Source organism: Veronia pacifica (genome assembly GCF_001707825.1).
Classification (GTDB): Bacteria; Pseudomonadota; Gammaproteobacteria; order Enterobacterales; family Vibrionaceae; genus Veronia; species Veronia pacifica.
Genome location: NZ_LYBM01000013.1, coordinates 51,321 through 73,545, shown reverse-complemented (window position 1 = coordinate 73,545; position 22,225 = coordinate 51,321). Strand labels below are relative to the sequence as shown.

Sequence of the window (22,225 nt, the reverse complement as noted above, 5' to 3'; positions counted from 1 at the left end):
ATAGATTGAGCGCTTTTGAGTGAGGTATGTCGCTTTAAAATTGTCGCAATTAAGTGAAAATCATTAACTATTTCGATTTAAGTCACGCCAACAGCTGTATTGCCGTGAATTCTTAGTGAGAAAACTATAGAATATGCGCGTTTATTTAAGGTTTGTCTTTGAACCTAACAAAATTTTAACACTTCCCGGAGGAAACTAGTGGAAACAGTACTCGTTGTTACATTTATCATCATCGGCTTGTTGGTTGTCCGAAAAGAACGTGCAGAAAGAAAATAATCGCATCACACTCTTATAAATCACCATGTTTAGTGCGATTAATGATCAATATATCGATAATGTGTAGATAAGCCGCCGAAAAGTAGTATTTCAGGCGGTTTTTTATTTGTGTAATCCCCCATCTTGCGTGTGAGCTATTCTCAGTCTGATTATTTCATGATGAAATACCGAGCAATCATTTACATGGGGCTGCAAACGACTGACTTTGCCTCAGCTCTTCTGATGAGGAAGTGAAGCATGGCGTTACTGATATCTGAATTTTCCGCTGTGATATCGTAAATACCACTCACCCAATCTTGATCTTCCAAGCTTTCAAACAGCATACCCACACCGACTGGCATTCCATCTTGCGTGGCCAGATACAGTGCAATTTTTGTATTGTTTTCGACCTCTTGGTCTGTCAAAGACACCTGAGAAAGGTATTCCAAAATCAATGGTCGTTGTGTTTCTGGCCATGCCTTGGACAGTGTTACAGCGTAACGAATCATAAGAGGATGACAGTCAACCCGGTGAAAGGTGAGGTTGAGGTCGGTGTTTTCTTGAGAGTTGTTGTGCTCAACGGGCAGACGTTCAGTTTTCTGATATAGGCTATGTCCTTCTAGGCTCTCTTTCGTTGGGAACTTGGCATCTTGGACATGGCTTGCCATCCAGCGCTGTTTTCTCTTGAAATGGCTGTCTATTGCTGCGTTCGCCATACACTCTCCACGGAAACGTCGTCCGTCATCTTCTTGGATTTATGGCCATTGATATTAAGGATCTCGCTACAAATAACAATCAATAAACGTTTGTTCGCTCATTTTGTGCGCGTGGAATGTAATTAAGTGCTTGGTTTGTAGGGTCTGTTTCAGGATTTAGGTTTAGAATAGGGGAAATTAAGTGTTTAAGTTTTGGAAATATTGGGTTCCTCTTTTATGTCGAGTCAGCGTTTACAGTCACAATTTGCTCGTGTCTATGGCCATTTTGGGGGTAAAGACAGCGAAACAACCCTTCAGGATATGTCTGCCATCCTCGAGTGCACGAGGAGAAATGCGCGAATGGTACTCAACAAGATGGCTGAGACAGGCTGGATCACTTGGCAACCCGCTGTGGGGCGCGGAAAGCTCAGCCGTTTAATATTTCATCGCTCTACGTCTGATCTGCAGCAAAAAAGATTAAGGCAGTGGATAAGCGAAGGAAAACTGGATGCCGCGTTTGATGCTTTGAATCATGACGCAGGGAAATTAGCTCTTCTTATTCAGGAATTACTCGGATCGAGTACAAGGGAAGGGAAGCAAATTATCAGGCTGCCTTACTACCGCCCCTTTTACTGCCTAAACCCTGCTAAACCTTTAAGACGCTCTGAAAACCATCTTATCCGTCAGATATTCAACGGATTGACACGAGTTAATGATAAAACCGAGCGGGTTGAGCCGGATCTGGCTCATCACTGGCAGAAGATCACTGAAAGACACTGGCGTTTTTTTATAAGGCCCTCAGTCTATTTTCATGATGGTAAACCACTGCAGGTGAGAGATATCATCTGGTCGTTAGAGAGTTTGCGTAATCACACCTACTTTTCTCATATTGATCGTGTGAATTCCCCAGCAATCAATGTGATTGATGTTTTCCTGACAATAGCTGATCACCGTTTTGCAGATTCGTTAGCACTACCGATGGCCAGTATTCGTTCCAGAGAAGCATCTGCCACAAAAAATGCGGATAGATTTCCTGTTGGAACAGGGGCGTATAAGGTCGCAGAAAACACTGACCGGAAGCTAGTTTTAGAGGCTCATGATCAGTATTTTGGTTTCAGGGCGCTAACAGATACTGTCGAAATATGGGTTCTTGATAATACTGCGATGTGCCAATTGCACCCCAGTGCATCATTGCACCCTGGAGCGCTGGATACACGCAGAGGAACATTCAGTAATATGACGGGGAAAAGAATGGTGCTTGATGAGGGGAGTAACTTCCTTCTACTTAACCGGCGATCTGGCATTGCAAAAGATCCCAGGTGGGCAGCATTCTTCCAGTACCGTTTATCTCCTGCTCATATGTTACCGCTTCTGGAGGCGTCTGGCGCTGCTGAATATCGCCTTACACCCGCCTATGGATTGAGACCGGGTTGGGCGCATACACCTGCTGTATTGCCTGAGATAGATACTCCGGGCCCCACAACAATATATCTTGGATATCAGGGGAGTCATCCTCTTTATCCGATAATGGGTAAGGTGATTAAGACCATCCTCGCTCGTGACAATATCAACGTTGAATTTATCGTGTTAGAGCATGAGCAGATCCAATCTGGAAAAGATCTCAAGAAAATCGACATATGGCTGGGAGGAGTGAGTCTGGGCAGTAAAAGGAGTGATGCATTGCTTCAGTGGGTTTTCTGTTTCGGTTTATTTTCTGCAATGATGCCTGAACGCGAATATGAAGCCACGATGCGCGAAGTAGATAAATCGCGCTCAAACGATACAGAAGACAGTTACTACGATGAAAGTCTTGCACGAACGCTGGTGGATACCCGACAGCTCCTCCCGCTTTTCCATATTTGGTTGGGCGTTATCGATGACAGCGAACTGCAGGACTTTAGTTCTAATACGGTGGGTTGGTTTGACTTTAAGTCAGTCTGGACAAAGCCTTCAGACAATGATTTAGAAGTCTAAATGATTGCAATCTCAATCATTACCGAGAGTATTATTGGGGTGAAGCGTAAAAGACGCTGACATCAACATGTACTTGTATATCACTTCATTATCTTTAAGCCTTTTCAAAGGATGGAAAAGCTTAAAGTTCCCATTGTCCAGTGAACATTGATGTTCGATGTCCTTCGATAAACTCCCATCACTGAGTTGCAATTTGATTCCCTGACTTTGGTAGGCTTCCAGATCAACTGGCATGTTTCCCAACCACCAACTGGGGAGCGTTTTGCTTGCCATCGTGCGATCAAACCAGTGGTCTGATACCAATAGTAGTCTGAAGTCAGCGTCGCTTGAGAGTTCAAGCTTCTCAAGCGACCACTGTATATCGGTTATAAGAGCATGACGGCAACCCGCTCCGGGGCTAACCATACGGTGACCAATGACGTAGAGCTGATATTGGCCGCCATTTATGTGGAAAATAGGAAGTCTGATATGCTCAGCTGTTTCCAACTGAACAAGAGATGCATAATGCCCGCCTGCACTGAGTGTGCTGACGATACGGCGAGACAAGGCTTTGCCAAGATGAATGTCTCTCATGCCACGGTTATGGATTGTTGGGTAGTGGTTTTCACAAAGCTTACGGCAATCAGCCTTAAACCCTTCAAGGCTTTGTGATATCACATCGTCCAGCAAGCTGCCTCTCCAGAAAAAGTTGTAACTACATAGATTTACCCGAAGTATGGCAAATTTTTAAGAAAAGTGACATCCTGAGTCACTATTCCGCCTTCGCTCTTGTGTGATAAATCAGCCTTTGCAAGGGAGAAAGGACACTTTGTATCCACATTTTAACGTTTCGTCGTCTAAGCAGTAGCAGTGCCGCCGAGATGACCAGATAAATACCAGGCTCAATCAGCTCAGACTTTGATGACCAATAAAAGTGGATAGGCGCAAGTGCAGCAGCCAGGTATACCCAGTTGTGCAGCGTTTGCCATCGGCGACCCAGTTTTCGTTGAATCGCCTGTGTAGATGTCACTGTTAGTGCCAACAGCACCAACCAAACAACAAATCCCACGGTAAGATACGGACGTTCTACGATTTCACTTATCAGTAAGCTGACATTCAAACCCAAATCTAGGAAGGCGTAGACAGCGAGGTGAAGGGATGCCCAGACAAAACTGTAAATGCCAGCAGGTCGACGCAACCTTATCATGAGTCCCATCCGGTAAAAACGGGTTGCCGGACCTATCACCAATGAAACCACCAGACTATTCAGCGCTGCTATGCCTGTGTATTTTGTCAGTCCCTCTACAGGGTCTGCTCCAAATCCCCCTCCCAAAGTCAGTGTGACTAATTGAACCAAAAAATACGCCTGAATAAGGTGTAAAAGGGTTTTGAGGATGATGACATGTCTTTGAGTAACCCGCATTAAAACTCCCTGGTGAGGTCCATCCCAGAATATAGGCTGGCAACCTCTTCAGCATATCCATTGAACATGAGTGTTTTTTGTCGTTGTGAGCTAAATACTGTTCCTTCTCCAATAAATCTCTCTGACCCCTGACTCCATCGCGGATGGTCTACTTCTGGGTTAACGTTGGCGTAAAAACCGTACTCATGTCTTGCAAGTATATTCCATGTGGTTGGTGGTTTTTTCTCCAGCAAGTGGATCTTGACGATGGATTTAATGTTTTTAAAACCGTATTTCCAAGGCACAACAAGTCGTATCGGAGCTCCATTCTGCGGAGCCAGAGTTTTGCCATACAGGCCAACGCTTAATAGCGTCAAAGGGTGCATTGCTTCATCAATACGAAGTCCTTCTACATACGGATAATCAATACCGCCGCCGGTAAATGACGATGCTTGCCCCGGCATTTGCTTTGGGTCGTACAAGGTTTCGAATGCGACATATTTCGCGCTACCGAGTGGGTCTGCCGCCTTGAGTAACTCAGATAGAGGGAAACCCAACCATGGAATGTTCATTGACCATGCCTCAACGCAACGCATCCTGTAGCGCCTTTCTTCTATCGGGAAGCGAGAGAGAAGATCTTGGTAATTCAAGGTCAACGGCTTGTTCACTAAACCTGTCACTTCAAGCTTCCAAGGATCAACGACAAAACCTTGGCTGTTGTCGACAGGATCTGTTTTTCCAGTGCCAAATTCATAAAAGTTGTTATAGGTAAGAATCTTTTTCTCGGGTGTCATCGTTAATGACTGCCCGTAATCGGTTTTCTTCGCAGTTAATACATCTCTCTTGAAGGCTTTTGTTTGTTTTTTGTCGTCGTCACCTGAAAAAAAACCAAATAAATCAGCGTTTGCATTGTGCGCAACGGGCAGAGCAGCCGCAGCAATACCAAACTTTTTTAAGGCATCACGTCGCGATAAATATGATTGCTCAGAGGTGAGTTCGTTCTCTGACAATTCCGATCGCTTCTTTGATTTTATGAGCATAATTACTATTCCTTGACTTGCTTGTCCCGATAAGACCGACCTAAATTCCTAATACTTTCACTAAACTTGTACCAATACTGAAAAATATGACTCGAATATGGAAAACCTAGTGTTACACAACTAGAGTGACAGTGAAATTCACTTCAACTTTTAGATAAACTCTATGCAAATATTTAAAAACATAGTGATTGTTACCTCTCTGTCTGTCATTCCTCTTTCCGTATCGAATGCATACGAAAACGTTATAGGCATATCAGTTGGATCACCGGGTTACACAATTAGTTATAACCGAGAAAACTTCCGTATTTCAGCTGGTTTCGAAGAATTTCATGCAGGGTTGGATTTACTTTGGAATGTTGAGTGGGCAGGAACGCTGGGTGGTTATTCATATACCGGCGCTCAGTGGCTTGATGAGACCGACAAAGAATGGGGAATAAAAACCGGTTTAGGTATTTCTGTTCCTCTAGTAGGCACCAATGCGGAATGTTTTGGAGAATTTGGACCTGTATGGTACGGCCAAAATAGGTCAGATATAGAGTTTGAAGGCAGTTTTGGTGTCCGGTTAATGTTCTGACTGGTAAAAGCCCTCAAACCACCGCACAGATATTTATTTAAGAGGTTTTGCAAGGGATGAATGTAGACGCGATGAGGTGTGGTAAATGGTTGTTATTACTTCTAGCAATTTTCGCTTTTAATCTACACGCCGTAGAGTACACGCTCCCGTCGCAAGGTAGCAGAATAATCGGCAAAAATATCATTCATGTCAGCGACAAAACTGAAGATCTTGAATCCATAGCAGCACAATACAATGTAGGCTTTCTTGCTCTGATAGCCGCGAATCCTGGTGTGTCTCCTCATTTAGTAGAACCAGGTACTTTCGTTACCATCCCAAGAAAGTTAATTTTACCCGTCGTCGACTATGAAGGAATAGTGGTCAACTTGGCAGAGCTAAGGCTTTATTACTTCGAAAAAGGAAAGAGTAATGTTCATGTTTTTCCAATTGGAATTGGCAGGGTAGGGCGTGAAACGCCATTAATGACAACCAGCATCAGAAACAAAAGGGAAAATCCTACTTGGCGACCGACCAAAGAGATTAAGGCTGAATATCTGGAACGTGAAATTGAACTTCCCGATGTTGTGCCACCGGGGCCGGATAACCCTCTTGGTACTCATGCCCTCAGACTATCCTATGGTTCAGGTGAATACCTCATTCACGGCACTAATAAAGACTTTGGAATCGGTCTCCGTGTCAGCTCTGGCTGTATTCGTATGCGACCAGAAGACATAGTTTGGTTGTATGATAAAGCGCGTGTTGGCGAAACGGTGAAAATAATTAATCAGGCGGTAAAAATAAGTGTAGAGCCTGACGGTGCAGTCTTTGTTGAAGCCCACAGGCCGCTGTCGAGAACAAAAGAAGACAAGGACAAGCGACTTGTTTCTCGCCCTGATGAGTTATTGACAGAGTGGTTAGGGGAAAATTCATTGCACTCAATAAGATATCGTGCAACGCTCTCCGTACAGTCGGGCATACCCGTCGAAGTAGGAACAATGCCGCTATAGTTCGCTATCTAGCTACGCGTGGTCAGTTACCATTGATACCTTTCAATACGCAACAAAAAAGGCACCATGGCGCCTTTCTATTTTTTTCGAACACTACCTTGTGAAACGATTATTTCAACTTGACGTCTGCCTACTTCACATAGCTTTGAGACTTCACAATGCTCTGCGACATTAAGTCTATACGCTCGTTAGCGCGCGTTGCCTCGTCATATGCCAGATCTGAAGTTGCTTTAGCATCAAAAATACCGCCTTTCAAAGATGCCGCTTCCTCAGACACTTGCTCCAACTGCTCAGTAAGTTGGTCTACCTGACTAGACAGTTGATATACTTTGGCTGAAAGTCCCGCCACGCTTTTCTCCACGCCATTAGAGCTGGAGCATCCCACCAGCAGAGCGCAACATGCCAGCGGTGCGAGGGCGAGTAGACGTTTTTTCATAGTGAACCTCATAATACTTGTTAGTGTGCCTGTTACTGCATTGTCAAAATAATAATGCTACTTCCTGTAGAATATGTATTAACAGTAGACCCTACTTCGATATTATGACGCCAATCATTGGTTCACGGGCGACTCAAACTTGAAACGCAAAGATAAAAACTTTCTTATTTCAAATGTTTATTTGGCCATTCTCAATGCAAAAGTCTCACTTTACTATCAATGTTTGTGATCTGAGTCCATTGCCATACCGTTCATCACGGTCTTTACAGGAACTAGATGCTCAATTACATCTCCATTGGCAAAGTGTAGACTTAGATCAATAGACTCGCCTTCTTTTAGTCTTGATTTTAAATCAAAAAGCATGATGTGGAGACCTCCAGGCTTAAGTGAGACAACTCCATTTTTTGCGATAGCAATATTCTCCACCTTTCTCATCTTCATCATCCCATTTTGCATCGAATGTCCGTGAAGCTCGACACGATCTGCCCGAGGGGAAGAGGCGGAAACAAGCAGACGATCATCGTCACTATGATTGTGAATATTGGCAAATATGGCTGAAGTTTTGGCATTAGGTGCCATTTCTCTGGCATATGCTTGGTCTAACATAATGTGTGCATTTGCGAACGAGCTTGCGAAGATAAAAAGCAGCGCAGTGAAGCTTGAAGCTTTGATCATATTAACTGTCCTTAAACGTGATAGTCAGATGTTCTGAGTCGTTCTGAAAATCGCATCGGCGATAATGGCTGGATTGAGAGTATGCTGGACTTTTTCAATCAACGTGCCGTCAGAGGCAATGAAATAAAAATAAGAACTGTGGTCCACGGTATACTCCATCGCAGAATCCTCTAATTGCGTGACCATAAAGAGCACACCATATCGCTCGGCGAGCTTCCTGATCTGATCTTCGGGACCACTAGCTCCTGCTATATTAGGGTGAAAGTGTCTGGCATACTCTTCCGCCACTTTTCCTGTGTCTCTCTCAGGGTCGAGTGTAATAAAGACTGGTTTGATTTTTTGTAATGTGTCTTGCGGTAAGGTTTTCATTGCTGCTGATAGGATAGCCAAGGAAGTGGGGCATACATCCGGGCAATGAGTATATCCAAAGTAGACCACTCTGACGCGTGGATCCTGCTGATCATACAGGTCTAACATCTTATCGCCGCTCTGTAATTGTCCAAGAGCAAGAGCGTCCTTAGTATCTTGTCCGTCTATATAATATCTAGCACCCAGCCCCGCAATGAGAGCAATAGCTAATATCAGAATTTTTACTTTCATCGGCTCATCCTAATGCTGATGGGAAATCGAACATCCTCAGATTCTTCAACGATATGACCTTCCCAGCTCATCTCTTTTTGCGTGCACACTGGCAAAAACATAGTGCCAGTGTATTGCCCTGCTTTTTGTTTCTGAAGTTTCAGGCGATACACACCCATGTCCATTTCTCGTCCGTGAAGTTCCAACATGAGTTCAGGAGCTGAAGACGCTAATACCACTTTTAGTTCTGCCTCTTCGAGCGGTTTTATAATGGGTACTGATAGCGACACTGTTGCTAGGGGAAAATGGCAAGACTCAATACCAAGTTCACAAAATTTGGTTGTCTCTTCTTTTTCGCCTTTTGTCAGGAAAACAACTAACTCTGGCAAAAAAAATCCTACACCCAGAAAAAGGAAGAGAGAAATGGCAATAACCACATTTTTGACATGAGTTAAGGAAACATCCATGGAGAGTGACTAATAGATGATCTAAAACATGATATTAACATAGCTGTAAATATTCAGAACACTGACAATTTGATGGTTATGATGTGAATCTGATGACTCGAAGCGGGTGTAAATTTGTTATCTATTTGCCAATGAACTTTTTGACGGCGCGGTAATTTTTTTGACTTGGTAACTGGCTGTCATGAAAAATGAAGATGAGTCATTTTTTTCATGGATATGGCCTTGAGGAATACTACCCGGGAAGTAAGAAAGCGGAGTAGTCAAACTATCCGCTTTCTTGATATCTTGCGGGAAAAACTTAGTCTGCGAGTTTGTATGCCACCTTTTCCATGGCTAACACCAGCATGAAACCAACAACCATCATGACTACAGCAATCGTAAGTTGTGAAGGTTGTGAGGTCACTGTCTCATAGACCCATGGAAGCAGGTTTTTTTCGATCAGTGGGACTTGCTCACCCGCGCTATTGATTCTCCAGCTAATCACTTCCTTCCAAGGCCATATCTTAACCAACGCACCTATAATGAGTCCTGTGAGGAAAGTAATGGTCAGTTCCCGGAAACGTCGGAGTAACCATGATAAGAGATGCGAGAAGGACAGCAAACCGATCAGGCACCCAAGTGCAAATACGGCTAGGGTAACAACATCAAACTGCTTTGCAGCGGAGAGCACTGTGCTGTACATACCTAAAATCAATAAGATAAGGCTGCCAGATATGCCAGGCAAAATCATCGCACAGATTGCTATCGCACCTGATGCAAACACGGTAAATAGATTAACTTCAAAAGCTAAGGGATTAGCCATTGTGATTTGCCAGGCAAACAGTGCACCAAATACCACCATCGCCATTCGGGCTAAAGACCATTGTTCAACTTGTTTAATCATATGAATAGCGGAAGCGACAATCAGGCCAAAGAAAAAAGACCAAAGTACAATAGGGTGGTTGGTGAGTCCCCATGTCACTCCTTTTGCGAGAGTAAAAATCGCAAGAAGAATGCCGCTGAGTAACGCTAACAGAAAAGAGCCATTCACATACTGCCAAACGGCTTTGAAACCTTCCTTTCTCCAAAGTGGAATGATGCTTGGGTTTACACGGCGAATACTTTCAAGAAGGGTGTCATAAATACCGGTAATAAATGCGATTGTACCGCCAGAGACGCCGGGGACGACATCTGCACTTCCCATTGCGATACCTTTTAAAAAGGTGAGTAGATGTGTTTTCATTATTTAACTGCTGACTAAAATCCGTGGCCGTCATTATATACTCAAAAGACAGGAAAAAGCAGAGTTTCAGTGGCTTGGAGCCGCAACAATACATAAAGTATTTTCCTATATTACCCCTGTTACTGATGAAGAGTTTGTACTGCCGTGTTTATATCAGCGCTTATGATTTCCAGATAGAAAACAGGCGCAGATAACAAATGTCGTTGATGTATGTTGAAGATTAACGAGGCGGTTGAGTTAGCCATTCAGTGCCCAGCTAAATGCTTTGATAATGTGCTTTTTGCCCTCACCGGCAATGGGTTGACCATGAATAGGTAAAATCGATTCGAAAGGCCAGGACAAAACTTCCTGTAGAGATTGTCTTATCTGAGTTTTCTCTTCCAGATACATTGAAGTTGATGGTGTCGTGGCGGGTTCAAAGTACCGTCCGGTCAGTAAACCCGCAAACTGTGTGAGAAGGGTACCTCGATTCAGGTGACTAAAGACGGTTCCGAACACCAATGTTTTTGTGACAGGGTCACAGAATATAATATCCTTATTCTCTCCGTAGGTCGTAAATACAGTCTGAAGCAGATCATCTCGCCAAAGAGGCTGGCTTTGCGTTGATAGCGGCGCATCAAATCCAATATCGGTTCTTTTCGCTTCAAGGCCCGGCGCGGCGTAAAAATAAGCATCGGGATAAGTCAGCCACCAATCTGATAGATAGTGGTGGAGATGGGTATTTACTGTCGTTATTCCTTGTATATGACCAAGCTTTGCAAGCTGGTCTTTTAGCGACTCGGTGAGTTCTATGGGGTTGTGAACTAACAAACCGCCGTTTGCGAGGCGGAAGATTGTCATCCGAAGCCCAATACTAATCCCCCAATGCGAGTATTTGCCTGTCTGATACCAAATACGATCCGGTTGCCATTCAATCATCCTTGTTCCCTTTAGTAGGAGGGTATTTTTATAAGAAGACCTGCAGTAGATGATTCGCCCGCAGGTCTTTTTTCCTAGGACTCGTGTTATTTCAGTAAATCAAAGAAAAAGGCATATTCTAGCGCTTTGTCGTGGAGCGCTTTGAAGCGTCCTGATGCTCCTCCGTGTCCTGCCTCCATATCTGTTTTAAACAGTAATTTGTTGTTGTCAGTTTTTAGCTCACGTAGCTTCGCAACCCATTTCATAGGCTCAAAATACTGTACTTGCGAGTCATGTAAACCAGTGGTCACCAAGATATGTGGGTATGCCTGCGGCGTGATGTTGTCGTAAGGCGAATAACTCAGCATATAGTCGTAATAGACTTTTTCGTTGGGATTGCCCCACTCACCGTATTCATTGGTTGTAAGCGGGATAGATTCATCAAGCATGGTAGTGACGACATCGACGAAGGGAACATGAGAAGCAATACCACGATAAAGTTCTGGTGCCATATTAACAACGGCACCCATCAGGAGACCACCTGCCGAGCCACCAACAGCAAATACCTTATCATCGGCACAATATTTCTGTTCAACAAGTGACATTGTCACGTCTATAAAATCGGTAAACGTATTCATTTTATTGAGTAATTTACCGTCTTCATACCAGGGGCGTCCAAGCATTTCAGAACCGCGGATATGAGCTATTGCACACACAAAACCACGGTCTAGCAAGCTAAGCCAATTTCTGGAGAAGCTTGGATCAATTGTTGCACCATAGGATCCATAACCATATTGATACAGCGGATTAGTCCCATCTTGTTTGAAGGAATCTTTTCTGTAAACAAGAGAAACAGGGACGCGCTTACCGTCTCGTGCTGTCACCATGATACGTTCAGACTGGTAATTATCCGGGCTGAATTCTCCAAGCACTTTTTGTTGTTTCAGCAATGTTGAATGGCCAGTGGTCAATTCAAAATCATAACTGGATGCTGGTGTCGTTAAACTGGAGTAATAGATACGGACAGCAGGTGCATCCATCTCGATATTACCAGACATACCAGCCGTGAAGGCCTGCTCTTCAAATGGCAACTGATATTCTGAACCGGACGTGATTTCGCGAACGGTTATTGATGTGATCCCATCCTTTCTTTTTTGATAGACGAGATGGTTTTCGAAAAGCTCAAAATCTTCCAGTAAAGCATCCGTCTCTGGTTCAACAGCATCTTGCCACAAATCAATATCGTATTTTTCTGCGGCATTGGTTGTCATCAACCTAAAGTTTGTTGCCTTATGGTTAGTTAAAACAAAATAGCTATCTCCGTGTTTTTCGATGGAGTATTCAAGCCCATGTTCACGGGGATAAAACAGCTCAGGCACTGCATTGGCATCATCCGCAGAAAGCACAGATACGGCTTTACAGTCAGTACTGTAATGCCAGATGTAGACTTCTGTATCGTCCTTACTTTTTGAGAGGAAGGTGTAGAAAGACAGATCAGTTTCTTCGTAAATCAGCACATCCTCTGACTGATCAGTCCCTAATTCATGCTTGTAAACCTGATATTCAAGCAGCGTCTGTTCATCTTTTTTGATGTAGTAAAACGCTTTATTATCATTCTGCCACACGACTTGACCAGAAGTGCCAGCCAGCTCATCTTTAAGTAGCTGATCTGTCGTAAGGTCTTTAATTCTTAACGTGTAAATTCTTCTGCTCAGTGTGTCTTCACCGTAAGCAAGAAGATTGGCATCAGGACTTATGCTGGTACCTGACAGATGATAATACTCGTGCTCGCTGGCTAATTGGTTAACATCCAACAGAGTCAGTTTGTTTTCACCATCAAAATTATCTGCTCTTACGTAAACCGGGTACTCGTTGTCGCCGCTGACTTCTGTGGTGTAAAAAAAGTTGCCTTTTTTCACCGGGACAGAGCTGTCGTCTTTGACGATTCGTCCTTTTAACTCCTCAAAGAGTACATTTTGCTCGGCCTCTGTGTGAGAGAGCATAGTGTCAGTGAAGGCATTTTCAGCCTCAAGGTGTGCAAGAATCTCTTTGTCACTGCGACTGTCATCGCGCATCCAGTAATAGTTATCTACCCTTTTGTGGTCGTGGTGTGTCATTTCATATGGCACTTTTTTAGCCACAGGTGCTGATGGAATATCTGTATTCTGGGATGAACTGGAATGTGTTTTATTTTGCAATCTTGAATCCTCTTAAATGCCATACATGAATGAGACAATTGGGACGTTGACTATCGCATCTTACCTATTCGGTTTTCGCCTCAATATAGGTAAAATAGCGATGCCAGATGGATGCATGTCCTGTGTACCTGACCTTGCTGGAAATCATAAACTTTCGATTCTTTGGGGCATGAGGGCCACAGGCATTTTTGATGTGTTGCCAATGTATTTATTTAGGAAGAAGGTATACCTGAACTAGCAATATAGGAACAACTGATTTATCCAATTTTGTGTTTTTGTTCTCGATTCATTGGTGAGGGGAGGGAAGAAGCGATTGTTATCCTTAATTACTGACAGATAATAGTGATCTATATCACTTAAATTTTTATTTGTAGAAATATTACAAAAACTCATGGTGTTATCAAGTTTAATTTGTGACGAATGACGCAATATTTAACTTTAAAATGAGTTTAAATGAGATCAAATTACAAATTAAAGTATGAAAAACAATCGGTTGAATGTGTCTCCAATCAAAAAAAGATAAAAAAATGTCGTGTCTAGGCTGGATGGTGTCACAAAATTACCAAGTGTTAACCACTATGTAACTGTTTTTCACATTACAAGAGAAGTCTGGAAAGACAAATCAACCTGATACATTTTCCAGCTTTCAATATTTTTTTATCGCTTAGCCCGAGAGAACTTTTATGACTATGTATTCTCATGGTTCTAACTTTGACAAGGAACAATTCCAGCGGGAATTGCGTCAGGTGCTGAAGAGCCAATTGGCCGTTATCGAGAAAAATGCGACGACCAAAGATTGGTATCTGGCACTCGGCAGGGTTCTGTCACAGTATACTTCGATGAATTTGCTTGATACGGAAGCGTTCATAGACGGAGAGAAAACCCGCAAAATAAATTACCTGTCATTAGAGTTTCTGATTGGTCGTTTAACGGGCAATAACCTTATAAACCTTGGTCTTTATGAAAAGATTGAGGAAGCCCTCCAAGAGATGGATCTTGCATTGTCAGATATTCTGGAGGAGGAGCGCGATCCTGCATTGGGTAATGGTGGATTAGGCAGACTTGCAGCCTGTTTTATGGACTCACTAGCCAGTCAGGCTCTCCCTGCTGTCGGTTATGGTCTCCATTATGAATACGGGTTGTTCAAGCAATCCTTCGCTGCTGGCCGACAAGTTGAGAGTCCTGATACCTGGAGAGAAGCGCTTGGATATCCATGGGAACGTCGGCGTCCTGAATTAACGCAAACTGTGGGTTTCTGGGGCCATGTTGAGCAGTATTCTGATGATAGAGGGAAACTGCGTAAAAGATGGGTGCCCGGATTGAAGGTTGAGGGCATTGCCTGGGACTTACCTGTTGTCGGCTATCAGAATGAAATCACTCTGCCGCTTCGTCTTTGGGAGTGCCACACCGGTGATCCGTTTGATTTAGCCCGATTCAATGAGGGTGATTTTGTTGGTGCTCAGTATCCCGTTCTTGAAGCGTCAAACATAACCAAAGTGCTGTATCCCAATGACAATCACGAACAGGGTAAAACGCTTCGCTTGATGCAGCAATATTTCCATTGTGCGTGCTCTGTTGGTGATATTTTGCGCCGTCATCTTGCTTTAGGGCGAGAACTGAAGACACTACCAAAGCTTGAAACCATTCAGCTCAACGACACGCACCCTGTCATCGCCATTCCTGAACTGATGAGGCTGTTGATCGATGATCATGATCTGAGCTGGGATGAGGCATGGGACATTTGTACCCGGACATTTGCATACACCAACCATACCCTTCTACCTGAGGCCTTGGAGACATGGAGTGAGGGTCTTATTGCTCACTTGTTGCCGCGGCATATGGAAATTATCTTCGACATAAACCATGAATTGATGGTTAAAGTTCAACAGCAATGGCCGGGTGATATCGGCAAGATGTCGAAGTTGTCGATTATCCAAGAGGGTGATCATCGTCAGGTGCGTATGGCTAACTTGGCAGTTGTTACCAGTTACGCAGTCAACGGCGTCGCCGCGCTGCACTCAGATTTGGTAAAACGCGATCTCTTCCCTGAGTTTGACAAGCTTTACCCCAGAAAGCTGACTAATGTGACCAATGGTGTGACTCCTCGTCGCTGGATAAAAGCGTGTAACCCGGCATTGTCTTCCATTATTACCGAAAAACTCGGAGATGGCTGGATACGTGAGCTGAGCGAAATTGAAGGGCTGAAAGCGTTTGCTGATGATAAGGAATTTCAGCAAGCCTTCATGACTGTAAAGAAAGCCAACAAACAGAAATTGGCTGACTGGGTAGAGGAGCACCATGGTATTACTCTGAACACAGATGCGATATTTGATGTTCAGATTAAGCGACTGCATGAGTACAAACGCCAGCATCTCAACCTGCTGCACATTCTGTCTCTGTATCACAGACTCCTAAACGAGCCTGAGTTCGATATTCATCCCCGTGTCTTTATTTTTGCAGCTAAAGCAGCGCCGGGATATGCCATCGCCAAGGACATTATCTATGCCATTAATCGGGTTGCGGAAACCGTTAACAATGACCAACGCCTCAACGACAAACTCAAAGTCATTTTCTTACCGGATTATCGGGTAAGTCTGGCAGAGCTTATTATCCCCGCTGCAGATATTTCCGAGCAGATCTCTACGGCTGGTAAAGAGGCCTCAGGCACTGGCAATATGAAACTTGCGATGAATGGTGCCCTGACAATCGGTACTATGGATGGTGCAAATGTTGAGATCAGAGAGGAAGTTGGAGATGACAACATCTTCATCTTCGGTCTCAAAGTCGATGAGGTGAAAGCTCTGCAAGCTAGAGGGTACGACTCGTTTATCTATTACGACAGCGACCCACAATTGAAAGCTTGCCTGAATATGCTACAGGACGACACCTTTACTCCTGAGCGCCCTGGAGAGTTAATTTCTGTTGCCCGTAATTTGCTCGATTATGGCGACCCATACCTTGTTCTCGCTGATTTCAGTGCCTATTGCGATGCGCAATGCGCAGTTGATAAATCTTATCGTGACCAGTCATCTTGGGCGAAGAAAGCGATTCTCAATACCGCACTTACATCCAAGTTCAGTTCGGACCGAAGCATACAGGATTATGCTAATAATATTTGGCGGCTGTCATCGGTTCGATAACAAACTGAGTTTTATCGTTTACTGATTAATTGCCCGACAGCTTGTCGGGCATGTCAGTGATTCGGACCGCTGAGAAAGCGAGGTTCAATGGAGCATTGGATGATATTGAGCCAGCGAAAATAACACAGAATATGTCGGTAAAAATGATTTAAACCGACAGTTAGCTGGGGTGAGTAGCTTTTCACCTGCTAGGAGATAGGGAAGTGAATATGGATACGACCATTGAAAAGGTTGCAGTCGAAGCTGGCATTGCAGGAGAGTACAAGGATGCATGGGGGCGTGATGCAGTCGTTGATAAGCAGACAAAAGAAGCCTTGTTGTCAGCGCTGGGCTATGACCTTAGCTCTGAAAAAGCGTTACTGAAATCGGCAGAGAAGAAAAAAAATAAAGAAATTATCGCACCAGTAACTGTATTCACGCAGGATGCTGAAAAAATTTTTCATCTCAACCTTTCAAAGGCAGCAAGAGTCAGTGATTTCAGTTGGCAACTCACCACTGAGTGCGGTCAAAAGTTATCAGGAGATATCTCTTCTCTGCTAGTTTCAGACGGCCGTGAAGCTAATCAGCCTGTCACAATAGCACTCCCTGACTCTTTGCCTATGGGATACCACAGTTTTCAACTGAGACGTAAACGCAGAAAATCTCCCATTCAGATGAGACTGATAATAGCGCCAACGCAGTGCTACAAGCCCTCAGTATTACGAAATGGGGATAAACTCTGGGGGGCAAGTGTTCAGCTTTATACTCTCCGCAGCAAAAATAACTGGGGGATTGGTGATTTCAGTGATTTGAAAGCGCTGGTGGCCAGTGTTGCCAAACATGGTGGCGATTTTGTTGGCATTAATCCTATTCACGCTTTGTTCCCAGCCACGCCTGAATCAGCAAGTCCTTACAGTCCATCATCGCGTTTGTGGTTGAATATTCTCTATATCGATGTTCAGTCTGTGCCTGAGTTTTTATCCAGTCAGCATGTACAAGAATATGTAAATACCGAGGACTTCAAAGAACAGTTAGCACTCATCCGTGACTCTGAGTGGGTCGATTATCAGGGTGTTACCGCACTGAAGCTGCCTGTACTCCGGTTGTTATTTGATGAATTCAAGCAATTGCGTGATGATACATCAAGAGTGCAGACATTTAAGGACTTCATAAGAGACGGTGGAGAGAGTCTTGAGCAACAAGCACTCTTTGATGCGTTACATATTGAACTGAACCAGTCTACTGGCAATGATGCTGGAGATGTGTGGGGATGGCCAGTATTCCCTGAGACGTTGAAACATGCAAAGAAACCAGCGGTAGCAGACTTCGCTAAAACCCATCACGAAGACATTGAATTCTTCATGTACCTTCAATGGATTAGCCAACAGCAGTTAGAATTAGTCCATCAGGAAGCGACGGATAAAGGCATGAAGCTGGGTCTTTATCGAGATTTGGCGGTTGGAGTCTGTCACTCGGGGGCTGAAACATGGGCAGATGAAGGAGGACTGGTTCTCGATGCAAGTATTGGTGCACCTCCCGATGCGCTTGGTCCACTTGGACAGGTCTGGGGTTTACCACCTTTCAACCCGGATTATCTCGAAAACAACGCATATCAGCCGTTCATTGAGCTTCTTCGCGCCAATATGCAGTATTGTGGCGCCCTGAGAATCGACCATATCCTGGGCTTACTTCGCTTGTGGTGGGTGCCTAAAGGTCGACCAGCATGTGACGGAGCCTACATTTATAACAAAGTTAACGACTTACTCTCTATTCTTGCCCTTGAAAGTCATAGATATAAGTGTAGTGTTATCGGCGAAGATCTTGGCACTGTACCAGATGAAATAGTGTCAATGTTGAATAATGCAGGTATTCACTCTTATAAAGTGCTATTTTTTGAAACAGCGAAGGATGGTGGCTACTACTCGCCTCAACACTATGCGCCTCAGTCTATGGCTACGCTGTGCACCCATGATATGCCTACACTGAAGGGCTTCTGGCATTGTGAGGATTTAAAATTAGGTGAGAAGCTTGGTCTTTATAATGACCAAGAAGAGTTGAAAGTACTTTATGACGGCCGTGCATACAATAAACAGCGACTTCTAGACAGTCTCCATTGGCATGTGGTACTCCCTGACCACATAGGTCACGACGCCGCTTATGTGCCTATGGATACAGCGTTAAGTCATGCGTTACACCTTCATCTTGCCGCTGGTGCAAGCTCGCTTTTCAGTGTGCAGCTTGAGGATTTACTTGAAATGGATAGCCCGGTTAATGTTCCCGGAACCTGTAACGAGTATCCTAACTGGCGGCGCAAACTCAGTGTATCTCTTGAAGAAATCTTCGCCCGATCTGATATCAACGTGCTGGCAGAAAAATTAACGAAAATAAGAGTTGAAGCCAGTCGTTCTGACTCGTAAGGAGACATTTTTTGGCTATTTCATGTCCTGAAAAGGATATTTATCAGCAGCTTGAAAGAGCTGCTTTCTCAGATCCCTTCGCTTTTCTTGGTCCTCAGTATCGTGAGCACGACAATACAGGCGACATCGCTTTGCGTGTTTGGATGCCTAGTGCGGAATCAGTCGTTCTCGTTCGTGCGTCAGGCACTCGACAGACACTTCGCCGTGACGGCGACTCTGCCGGGTTTTATCTCGACAGTGCTGATGATTTGACAGGGGAGCTGTACGAGTTAGAGATCGACTGGGGAAAACAGACACAGACGATCTGCGATCCTTATCAGTTTCATCAGGTAATGCCTGAGGAAAATGCCGTTCTGGACCCCATTCGTATGCATAAAGAGATGGGTGCCCAAAAGCTTGCTTTAGCGAGAGCAGGGGAAACGGTACAAGGTACCCGTTTTATCGTTTTTGCCCCGCATGCTTCCTCGGCCAGTGTTATTGGTGACTTCAATAGCTGGGATGGTCGTCGCAATCCGATGCAACGCATTGACCACGGATTATGGGTACTATTCATACCTGATATTGAAACTGGTGCCAGATATAAATTTGAGCTCAAGGATTCAGCAGGTAATGGTTTACCTCATAAGATGGACCCTTGGGGTATGCACGCAGAGCAGCACCCATCTTTTTCTTCCCGAGTGTATGATCGCAAAGCTTACCAGTGGAATGACAAGAAATGGCAAAATCGGCAACTGGAGACAAAGCATGAGCTGCCTTTGTCCTTTTACGAATTACATCCGGGCTCATGGCGTCGACATGAAAACGGAGATATGTATACGTACCGTGATCTTGCTGAGCATCTTGTCCCTTACCTTAAAGAAATGGGTTACAGCCATGTCGAATTGATGCCTATTTCAGAGCATCCATTTTATGGTTCTTGGGGATATCAGCCAGTTGGGATGTTTGCTCCTACGAGCAGATACGGTACACCTGATGACTTCAAATTTTTCGTCGATGCCTGCCATCAGGCCAATATCGGTGTGGTCTTAGATTGGGTTCCTGCTCATTTTCCTTCAGATGACCATGGTTTGGCCAATTTTGATGGTACATCATTATTCAATGATCCCGATCCTCGCAGAGGATGGCATCAGGATTGGAACAGCTTTATCTATGACTACGGAAGAGATCATGTTCGACGCTTTTTAGTCTCGAATGCACTTTTCTGGCTCGAAGAATTCCACATCGATGGGTTACGGGTAGATGCAGTCGCCTCTATGCTCTATCTGGACTACTCTCGCGAGCATGACCAGTGGATCCCAAATGCAGACGGTGGAAATGAGAATTATGATGCAATCAGCCTTCTTCGTTGGATGAACGAGGAGGTATACAAACATTTCCCTAATGCACTGACTATTGCTGAGGAATCGACGGCATTTCCCGGTGTTTCCCGTCCGACCTCAATGGGGGGACTGGGTTTTGGCCTTAAATGGAACATGGGCTGGATGCACGATAGCCTGAGCTATATTCAGGAAGAGTCAGTCCATCGCAAATATCATCACAATACGGTGACGTTCCCAATGGTTTACGCTTTTAGCGAAAACTATGTGTTGTCGCTGTCTCATGATGAAGTCGTATACGGTAAAGGGGCTGTTCACGATAAAATGCCGGGTGATGAGTGGCAAAAAACAGCTAATTTACGCGCTTACCTTGGTTACATGTATGGTCAACCGGGCAAGAAACTCAATTTCATGGGAACCGAGTTCGGACAGACGTCTGAATGGGATCACGACAACCAACTTCAGTGGTTTTTGTTAGAGTACGACCGACATGCTGGTGTGCAGAAACTGGTGAAAGATCTCAACCATCTCTATCGTGAATTTCCTGCATTGCATCAACTGGATTGCTCGCCAGAAGGCTTTGAGTGGCGGATGCAAGATGACAGTGAACATTCTGTTTTAGTTCATGAGCGTTTTGACCGCACTGGACAGCGTATTCTGGTCGTTTCCAACTTCACGCCAGTGCCAAGAGAAGATTATCGTCTCGGGGTACCAGTGGACGGAGATTATCGTCTGATCCTGAATACCGACGATAAACAGTATCATGGTAGTGGTTATGATATTGGTTCATCGATAAAAACAGAGAGGGTCGAGTGTCATACATTGCCACAATCTGTGGCGTTGAATTTGCCGCCTCTATCGACCCAGTTCTATATTTTTGAACCTAAGTAAAGCGTAAAACGAGACCAAAACCCTGTTCGAAAGCAGCCCAGTTGTGGCTGCTTTTTTTGTGATTAACTGCGTGTGACTTTTATGTTGTTCGATCCAAACTTAGCTCTGGTAAGTATACTGAACTAAGCAGTTGCTAAAGAACATTGATTGATTTTAAGGGGTTAGGATGCAATATCGAAAGGTTGCTCGACAGATTAAAAGCCACCGACGTCGGATGGCGATGGAGTGAGTATTAGCCGTGTACATGGATTCGATGATCCTTTGTCTTTCAGTCCTTTCCTGCTTCTTGATGAATTAAAAAGTGACAACCCTGATGATTATATCGGGGGATTTCCGCCACATCCTCACAGAGGTATCGAAACGCTGACATATATGTTGTGTGGTCATTTTGAGCATAAAGATCATCTTGGTAATCGCGGTGCGCTGAAAAGTGGCGGTGCTCAGTTTATGAGTGCTGGCCGCGGGGTAATACACAGTGAAATGCCAATCATTACAGAGGGTAAACTGCATGGATTTCAAATGTGGATTAATTTACCGGCGGCAAAAAAAATGCAGACACCTTGGTATGAAGATTTTCAATCTCCTCAAATCGCGGAGTATAGCGAGGGTGAGGGAAACCTGCTTCGCCTGATCGCTGGACAGGTTTCGGATGGCGAAGCCATATTACGTGGCCCTTTGATGAAGACAGGTGTCCCGGTAATTGTTGCAGACTGGCAGGCTAAATCGGGTGAGGAACGTGAGATTATTTTCGAACCTGATTTTCAGGCAAAAGTGTTTGTTTATGAGGGCAGCGTTGAAATAGGTAACGCTATCGTTGAGAAAGGTTACCTTGCATTGTTGTCTGAGGGAGAAGCGTTGTCGATAAGAAGCCGGGAAGCGACTGGCGTATTGATTCTGGCTGGTCAGGTAATTGACGAGCCAGTGGCCCACTACGGTCCGTTCGTGATGAACACTGACCAGGAGATTGAGCAGGCCTTGAAGGACTACCGCAACGGCGTACTAGCCAGAGACGACTTAGGCGAGTGAGTGGTTTTTAACAACCTGTTACTGCGTTTTTTCGGCGCGCTCAATGCCTGCAGGTTGTGTGTGACCAGCGATCGAAA

The 22,225-nt window shown here is 44.5% G+C and carries 18 protein-coding genes; 7 read left to right on the top strand and 11 right to left on the bottom strand.

Going from position 1 to position 22,225, the window contains the following annotated elements; translation table 11 throughout:
- Positions 1–455: 455 nt before the first annotated feature.
- The gene (locus A8L45_RS09125; protein WP_068901467.1) at positions 456–971 is read right to left on the bottom strand and encodes a hypothetical protein; all 516 of its coding nucleotides are present in this window, start codon (positions 969–971) and stop codon (positions 456–458) included.
- A 216-nt stretch (positions 972–1,187) separates the two neighbouring features.
- On the opposite strand from A8L45_RS09125, the gene A8L45_RS09120 reads away from it, so the two are divergent.
- Positions 1,188–2,924, top strand: coding sequence for an SgrR family transcriptional regulator (locus A8L45_RS09120; protein ID WP_068901465.1), 1,737 nt, complete (start codon positions 1,188–1,190; stop codon positions 2,922–2,924).
- Positions 2,925–2,936: 12 nt separating this feature from the next.
- On the opposite strand, the gene A8L45_RS09115 is transcribed toward A8L45_RS09120, so the two are convergent.
- The 3 genes from A8L45_RS09115 to msrP form a co-directional block, all read right to left on the bottom strand.
- A complete protein-coding gene (locus A8L45_RS09115; RefSeq protein WP_068901462.1) occupies positions 2,937–3,593 on the bottom strand; it encodes a hypothetical protein in 657 nt (218 codons plus the stop codon).
- An 82-nt stretch (positions 3,594–3,675) separates the two neighbouring features.
- Positions 3,676–4,326, bottom strand: a complete 651-nt coding sequence (gene msrQ, locus A8L45_RS09110; protein ID WP_068901460.1) for a protein-methionine-sulfoxide reductase heme-binding subunit MsrQ — start codon at positions 4,324–4,326, stop codon at positions 3,676–3,678.
- Complete coding sequence (gene msrP / locus A8L45_RS09105; RefSeq protein WP_068901458.1) at positions 4,326–5,345, bottom strand: protein-methionine-sulfoxide reductase catalytic subunit MsrP; 1,020 nt, start codon at positions 5,343–5,345, stop codon at positions 4,326–4,328. The genes msrQ and msrP overlap by 1 nt, the downstream gene beginning before the upstream one ends.
- A gap of 163 nt (positions 5,346–5,508) precedes the next feature.
- Between msrP and A8L45_RS09100 the strand changes: the two genes are divergently transcribed.
- Both A8L45_RS09100 and A8L45_RS09095 read left to right on the top strand, forming a co-directional pair.
- Positions 5,509–5,919, top strand: a complete 411-nt coding sequence (locus A8L45_RS09100; RefSeq protein WP_068901456.1) for a hypothetical protein — start codon at positions 5,509–5,511, stop codon at positions 5,917–5,919.
- Between the two features lie 89 nt (positions 5,920–6,008).
- Positions 6,009–6,905: a L,D-transpeptidase family protein gene (locus tag A8L45_RS09095; RefSeq protein ID WP_245680689.1), complete on the top strand. Its 897-nt coding sequence runs from the start codon at positions 6,009–6,011 to the stop codon at positions 6,903–6,905.
- Between the two features lie 130 nt (positions 6,906–7,035).
- Here the strand turns inward: A8L45_RS09095 and A8L45_RS09090 are convergent, their stop codons facing one another.
- The 7 genes from A8L45_RS09090 to A8L45_RS09060 all read right to left on the bottom strand — a co-directional run bounded on the left by A8L45_RS09090 (position 7,036) and on the right by A8L45_RS09060 (position 13,379).
- Complete coding sequence (locus A8L45_RS09090; protein WP_068901454.1) at positions 7,036–7,341, bottom strand: Lpp/OprI family alanine-zipper lipoprotein; 306 nt, start codon at positions 7,339–7,341, stop codon at positions 7,036–7,038.
- Positions 7,342–7,557: 216 nt separating this feature from the next.
- Positions 7,558–8,016, bottom strand: coding sequence for a copper chaperone PCu(A)C (locus tag A8L45_RS09085; protein WP_068901452.1), 459 nt, complete (start codon positions 8,014–8,016; stop codon positions 7,558–7,560).
- A 24-nt stretch (positions 8,017–8,040) separates the two neighbouring features.
- Positions 8,041–8,616, bottom strand: coding sequence for an SCO family protein (locus A8L45_RS09080; RefSeq protein ID WP_068901449.1), 576 nt, complete (start codon positions 8,614–8,616; stop codon positions 8,041–8,043).
- On the bottom strand, positions 8,613–9,062 hold the full coding sequence (locus A8L45_RS09075; protein ID WP_068901447.1) for a hypothetical protein: 450 nt from the start codon (positions 9,060–9,062) through the stop codon (positions 8,613–8,615). The genes A8L45_RS09080 and A8L45_RS09075 overlap by 4 nt, the downstream gene beginning before the upstream one ends.
- A 298-nt stretch (positions 9,063–9,360) precedes the next feature.
- Positions 9,361–10,284, bottom strand: coding sequence for a polyprenyl-phosphate transporter (locus A8L45_RS09070; RefSeq protein WP_068901445.1), 924 nt, complete (start codon positions 10,282–10,284; stop codon positions 9,361–9,363).
- Between the two features lie 237 nt (positions 10,285–10,521).
- On the bottom strand, positions 10,522–11,202 hold the full coding sequence (locus A8L45_RS09065; protein WP_068901443.1) for a DUF4336 domain-containing protein: 681 nt from the start codon (positions 11,200–11,202) through the stop codon (positions 10,522–10,524).
- Between the two features lie 86 nt (positions 11,203–11,288).
- Positions 11,289–13,379, bottom strand: coding sequence for a S9 family peptidase (locus A8L45_RS09060; protein WP_281181505.1), 2,091 nt, complete (start codon positions 13,377–13,379; stop codon positions 11,289–11,291).
- A 683-nt stretch (positions 13,380–14,062) separates the two neighbouring features.
- Between A8L45_RS09060 and A8L45_RS09050 the strand changes: the two genes are divergently transcribed.
- The 4 genes from A8L45_RS09050 (at position 14,063) to A8L45_RS09035 (ending at position 22,148) form a co-directional block, all read left to right on the top strand.
- Positions 14,063–16,519, top strand: a complete 2,457-nt coding sequence (locus tag A8L45_RS09050; RefSeq protein WP_068901439.1) for a glycogen/starch/alpha-glucan phosphorylase — start codon at positions 14,063–14,065, stop codon at positions 16,517–16,519.
- A 203-nt stretch (positions 16,520–16,722) separates the two neighbouring features.
- On the top strand, positions 16,723–18,915 hold the full coding sequence (gene malQ, locus A8L45_RS09045; RefSeq protein WP_139122348.1) for a 4-alpha-glucanotransferase: 2,193 nt from the start codon (positions 16,723–16,725) through the stop codon (positions 18,913–18,915).
- An 11-nt stretch (positions 18,916–18,926) separates the two neighbouring features.
- Positions 18,927–21,122: a 1,4-alpha-glucan branching protein GlgB gene (gene glgB, locus A8L45_RS09040; protein WP_083228275.1), complete on the top strand. Its 2,196-nt coding sequence runs from the start codon at positions 18,927–18,929 to the stop codon at positions 21,120–21,122.
- Between the two features lie 225 nt (positions 21,123–21,347).
- On the top strand, positions 21,348–22,148 hold the full coding sequence (locus tag A8L45_RS09035) for a pirin family protein (protein ID WP_139122347.1): 801 nt from the start codon (positions 21,348–21,350) through the stop codon (positions 22,146–22,148).
- The last annotated feature ends 77 nt before the right edge of the window (positions 22,149–22,225 follow it).

Bases quoted from the DNA above. Each gene is read 5' to 3' on its own strand.
- A8L45_RS09125 (WP_068901467.1), bottom strand. From the start codon at position 971: ATGGCGAACGCAGCAATAGACAGCCATTTCAAGAGAAAACAGCGCTGG.
- A8L45_RS09120 (WP_068901465.1), top strand. From the start codon at position 1,188: ATGTCGAGTCAGCGTTTACAGTCACAATTTGCTCGTGTCTATGGCCAT.
- msrQ (WP_068901460.1), bottom strand. From the start codon at position 4,326: ATGCGGGTTACTCAAAGACATGTCATCATCCTCAAAACCCTTTTACAC.
- msrP (WP_068901458.1), bottom strand. From the start codon at position 5,345: ATGCTCATAAAATCAAAGAAGCGATCGGAATTGTCAGAGAACGAACTC.
- A8L45_RS09100 (WP_068901456.1), top strand. From the start codon at position 5,509: ATGCAAATATTTAAAAACATAGTGATTGTTACCTCTCTGTCTGTCATT.
- A8L45_RS09090 (WP_068901454.1), bottom strand. From the start codon at position 7,341: ATGAAAAAACGTCTACTCGCCCTCGCACCGCTGGCATGTTGCGCTCTG.
- A8L45_RS09085 (WP_068901452.1), bottom strand. From the start codon at position 8,016: ATGATCAAAGCTTCAAGCTTCACTGCGCTGCTTTTTATCTTCGCAAGC.
- A8L45_RS09080 (WP_068901449.1), bottom strand. From the start codon at position 8,616: ATGAAAGTAAAAATTCTGATATTAGCTATTGCTCTCATTGCGGGGCTG.
- A8L45_RS09075 (WP_068901447.1), bottom strand. From the start codon at position 9,062: ATGGATGTTTCCTTAACTCATGTCAAAAATGTGGTTATTGCCATTTCT.
- A8L45_RS09070 (WP_068901445.1), bottom strand. From the start codon at position 10,284: ATGAAAACACATCTACTCACCTTTTTAAAAGGTATCGCAATGGGAAGT.
- A8L45_RS09065 (WP_068901443.1), bottom strand. From the start codon at position 11,202: ATGATTGAATGGCAACCGGATCGTATTTGGTATCAGACAGGCAAATAC.
- A8L45_RS09050 (WP_068901439.1), top strand. From the start codon at position 14,063: ATGACTATGTATTCTCATGGTTCTAACTTTGACAAGGAACAATTCCAG.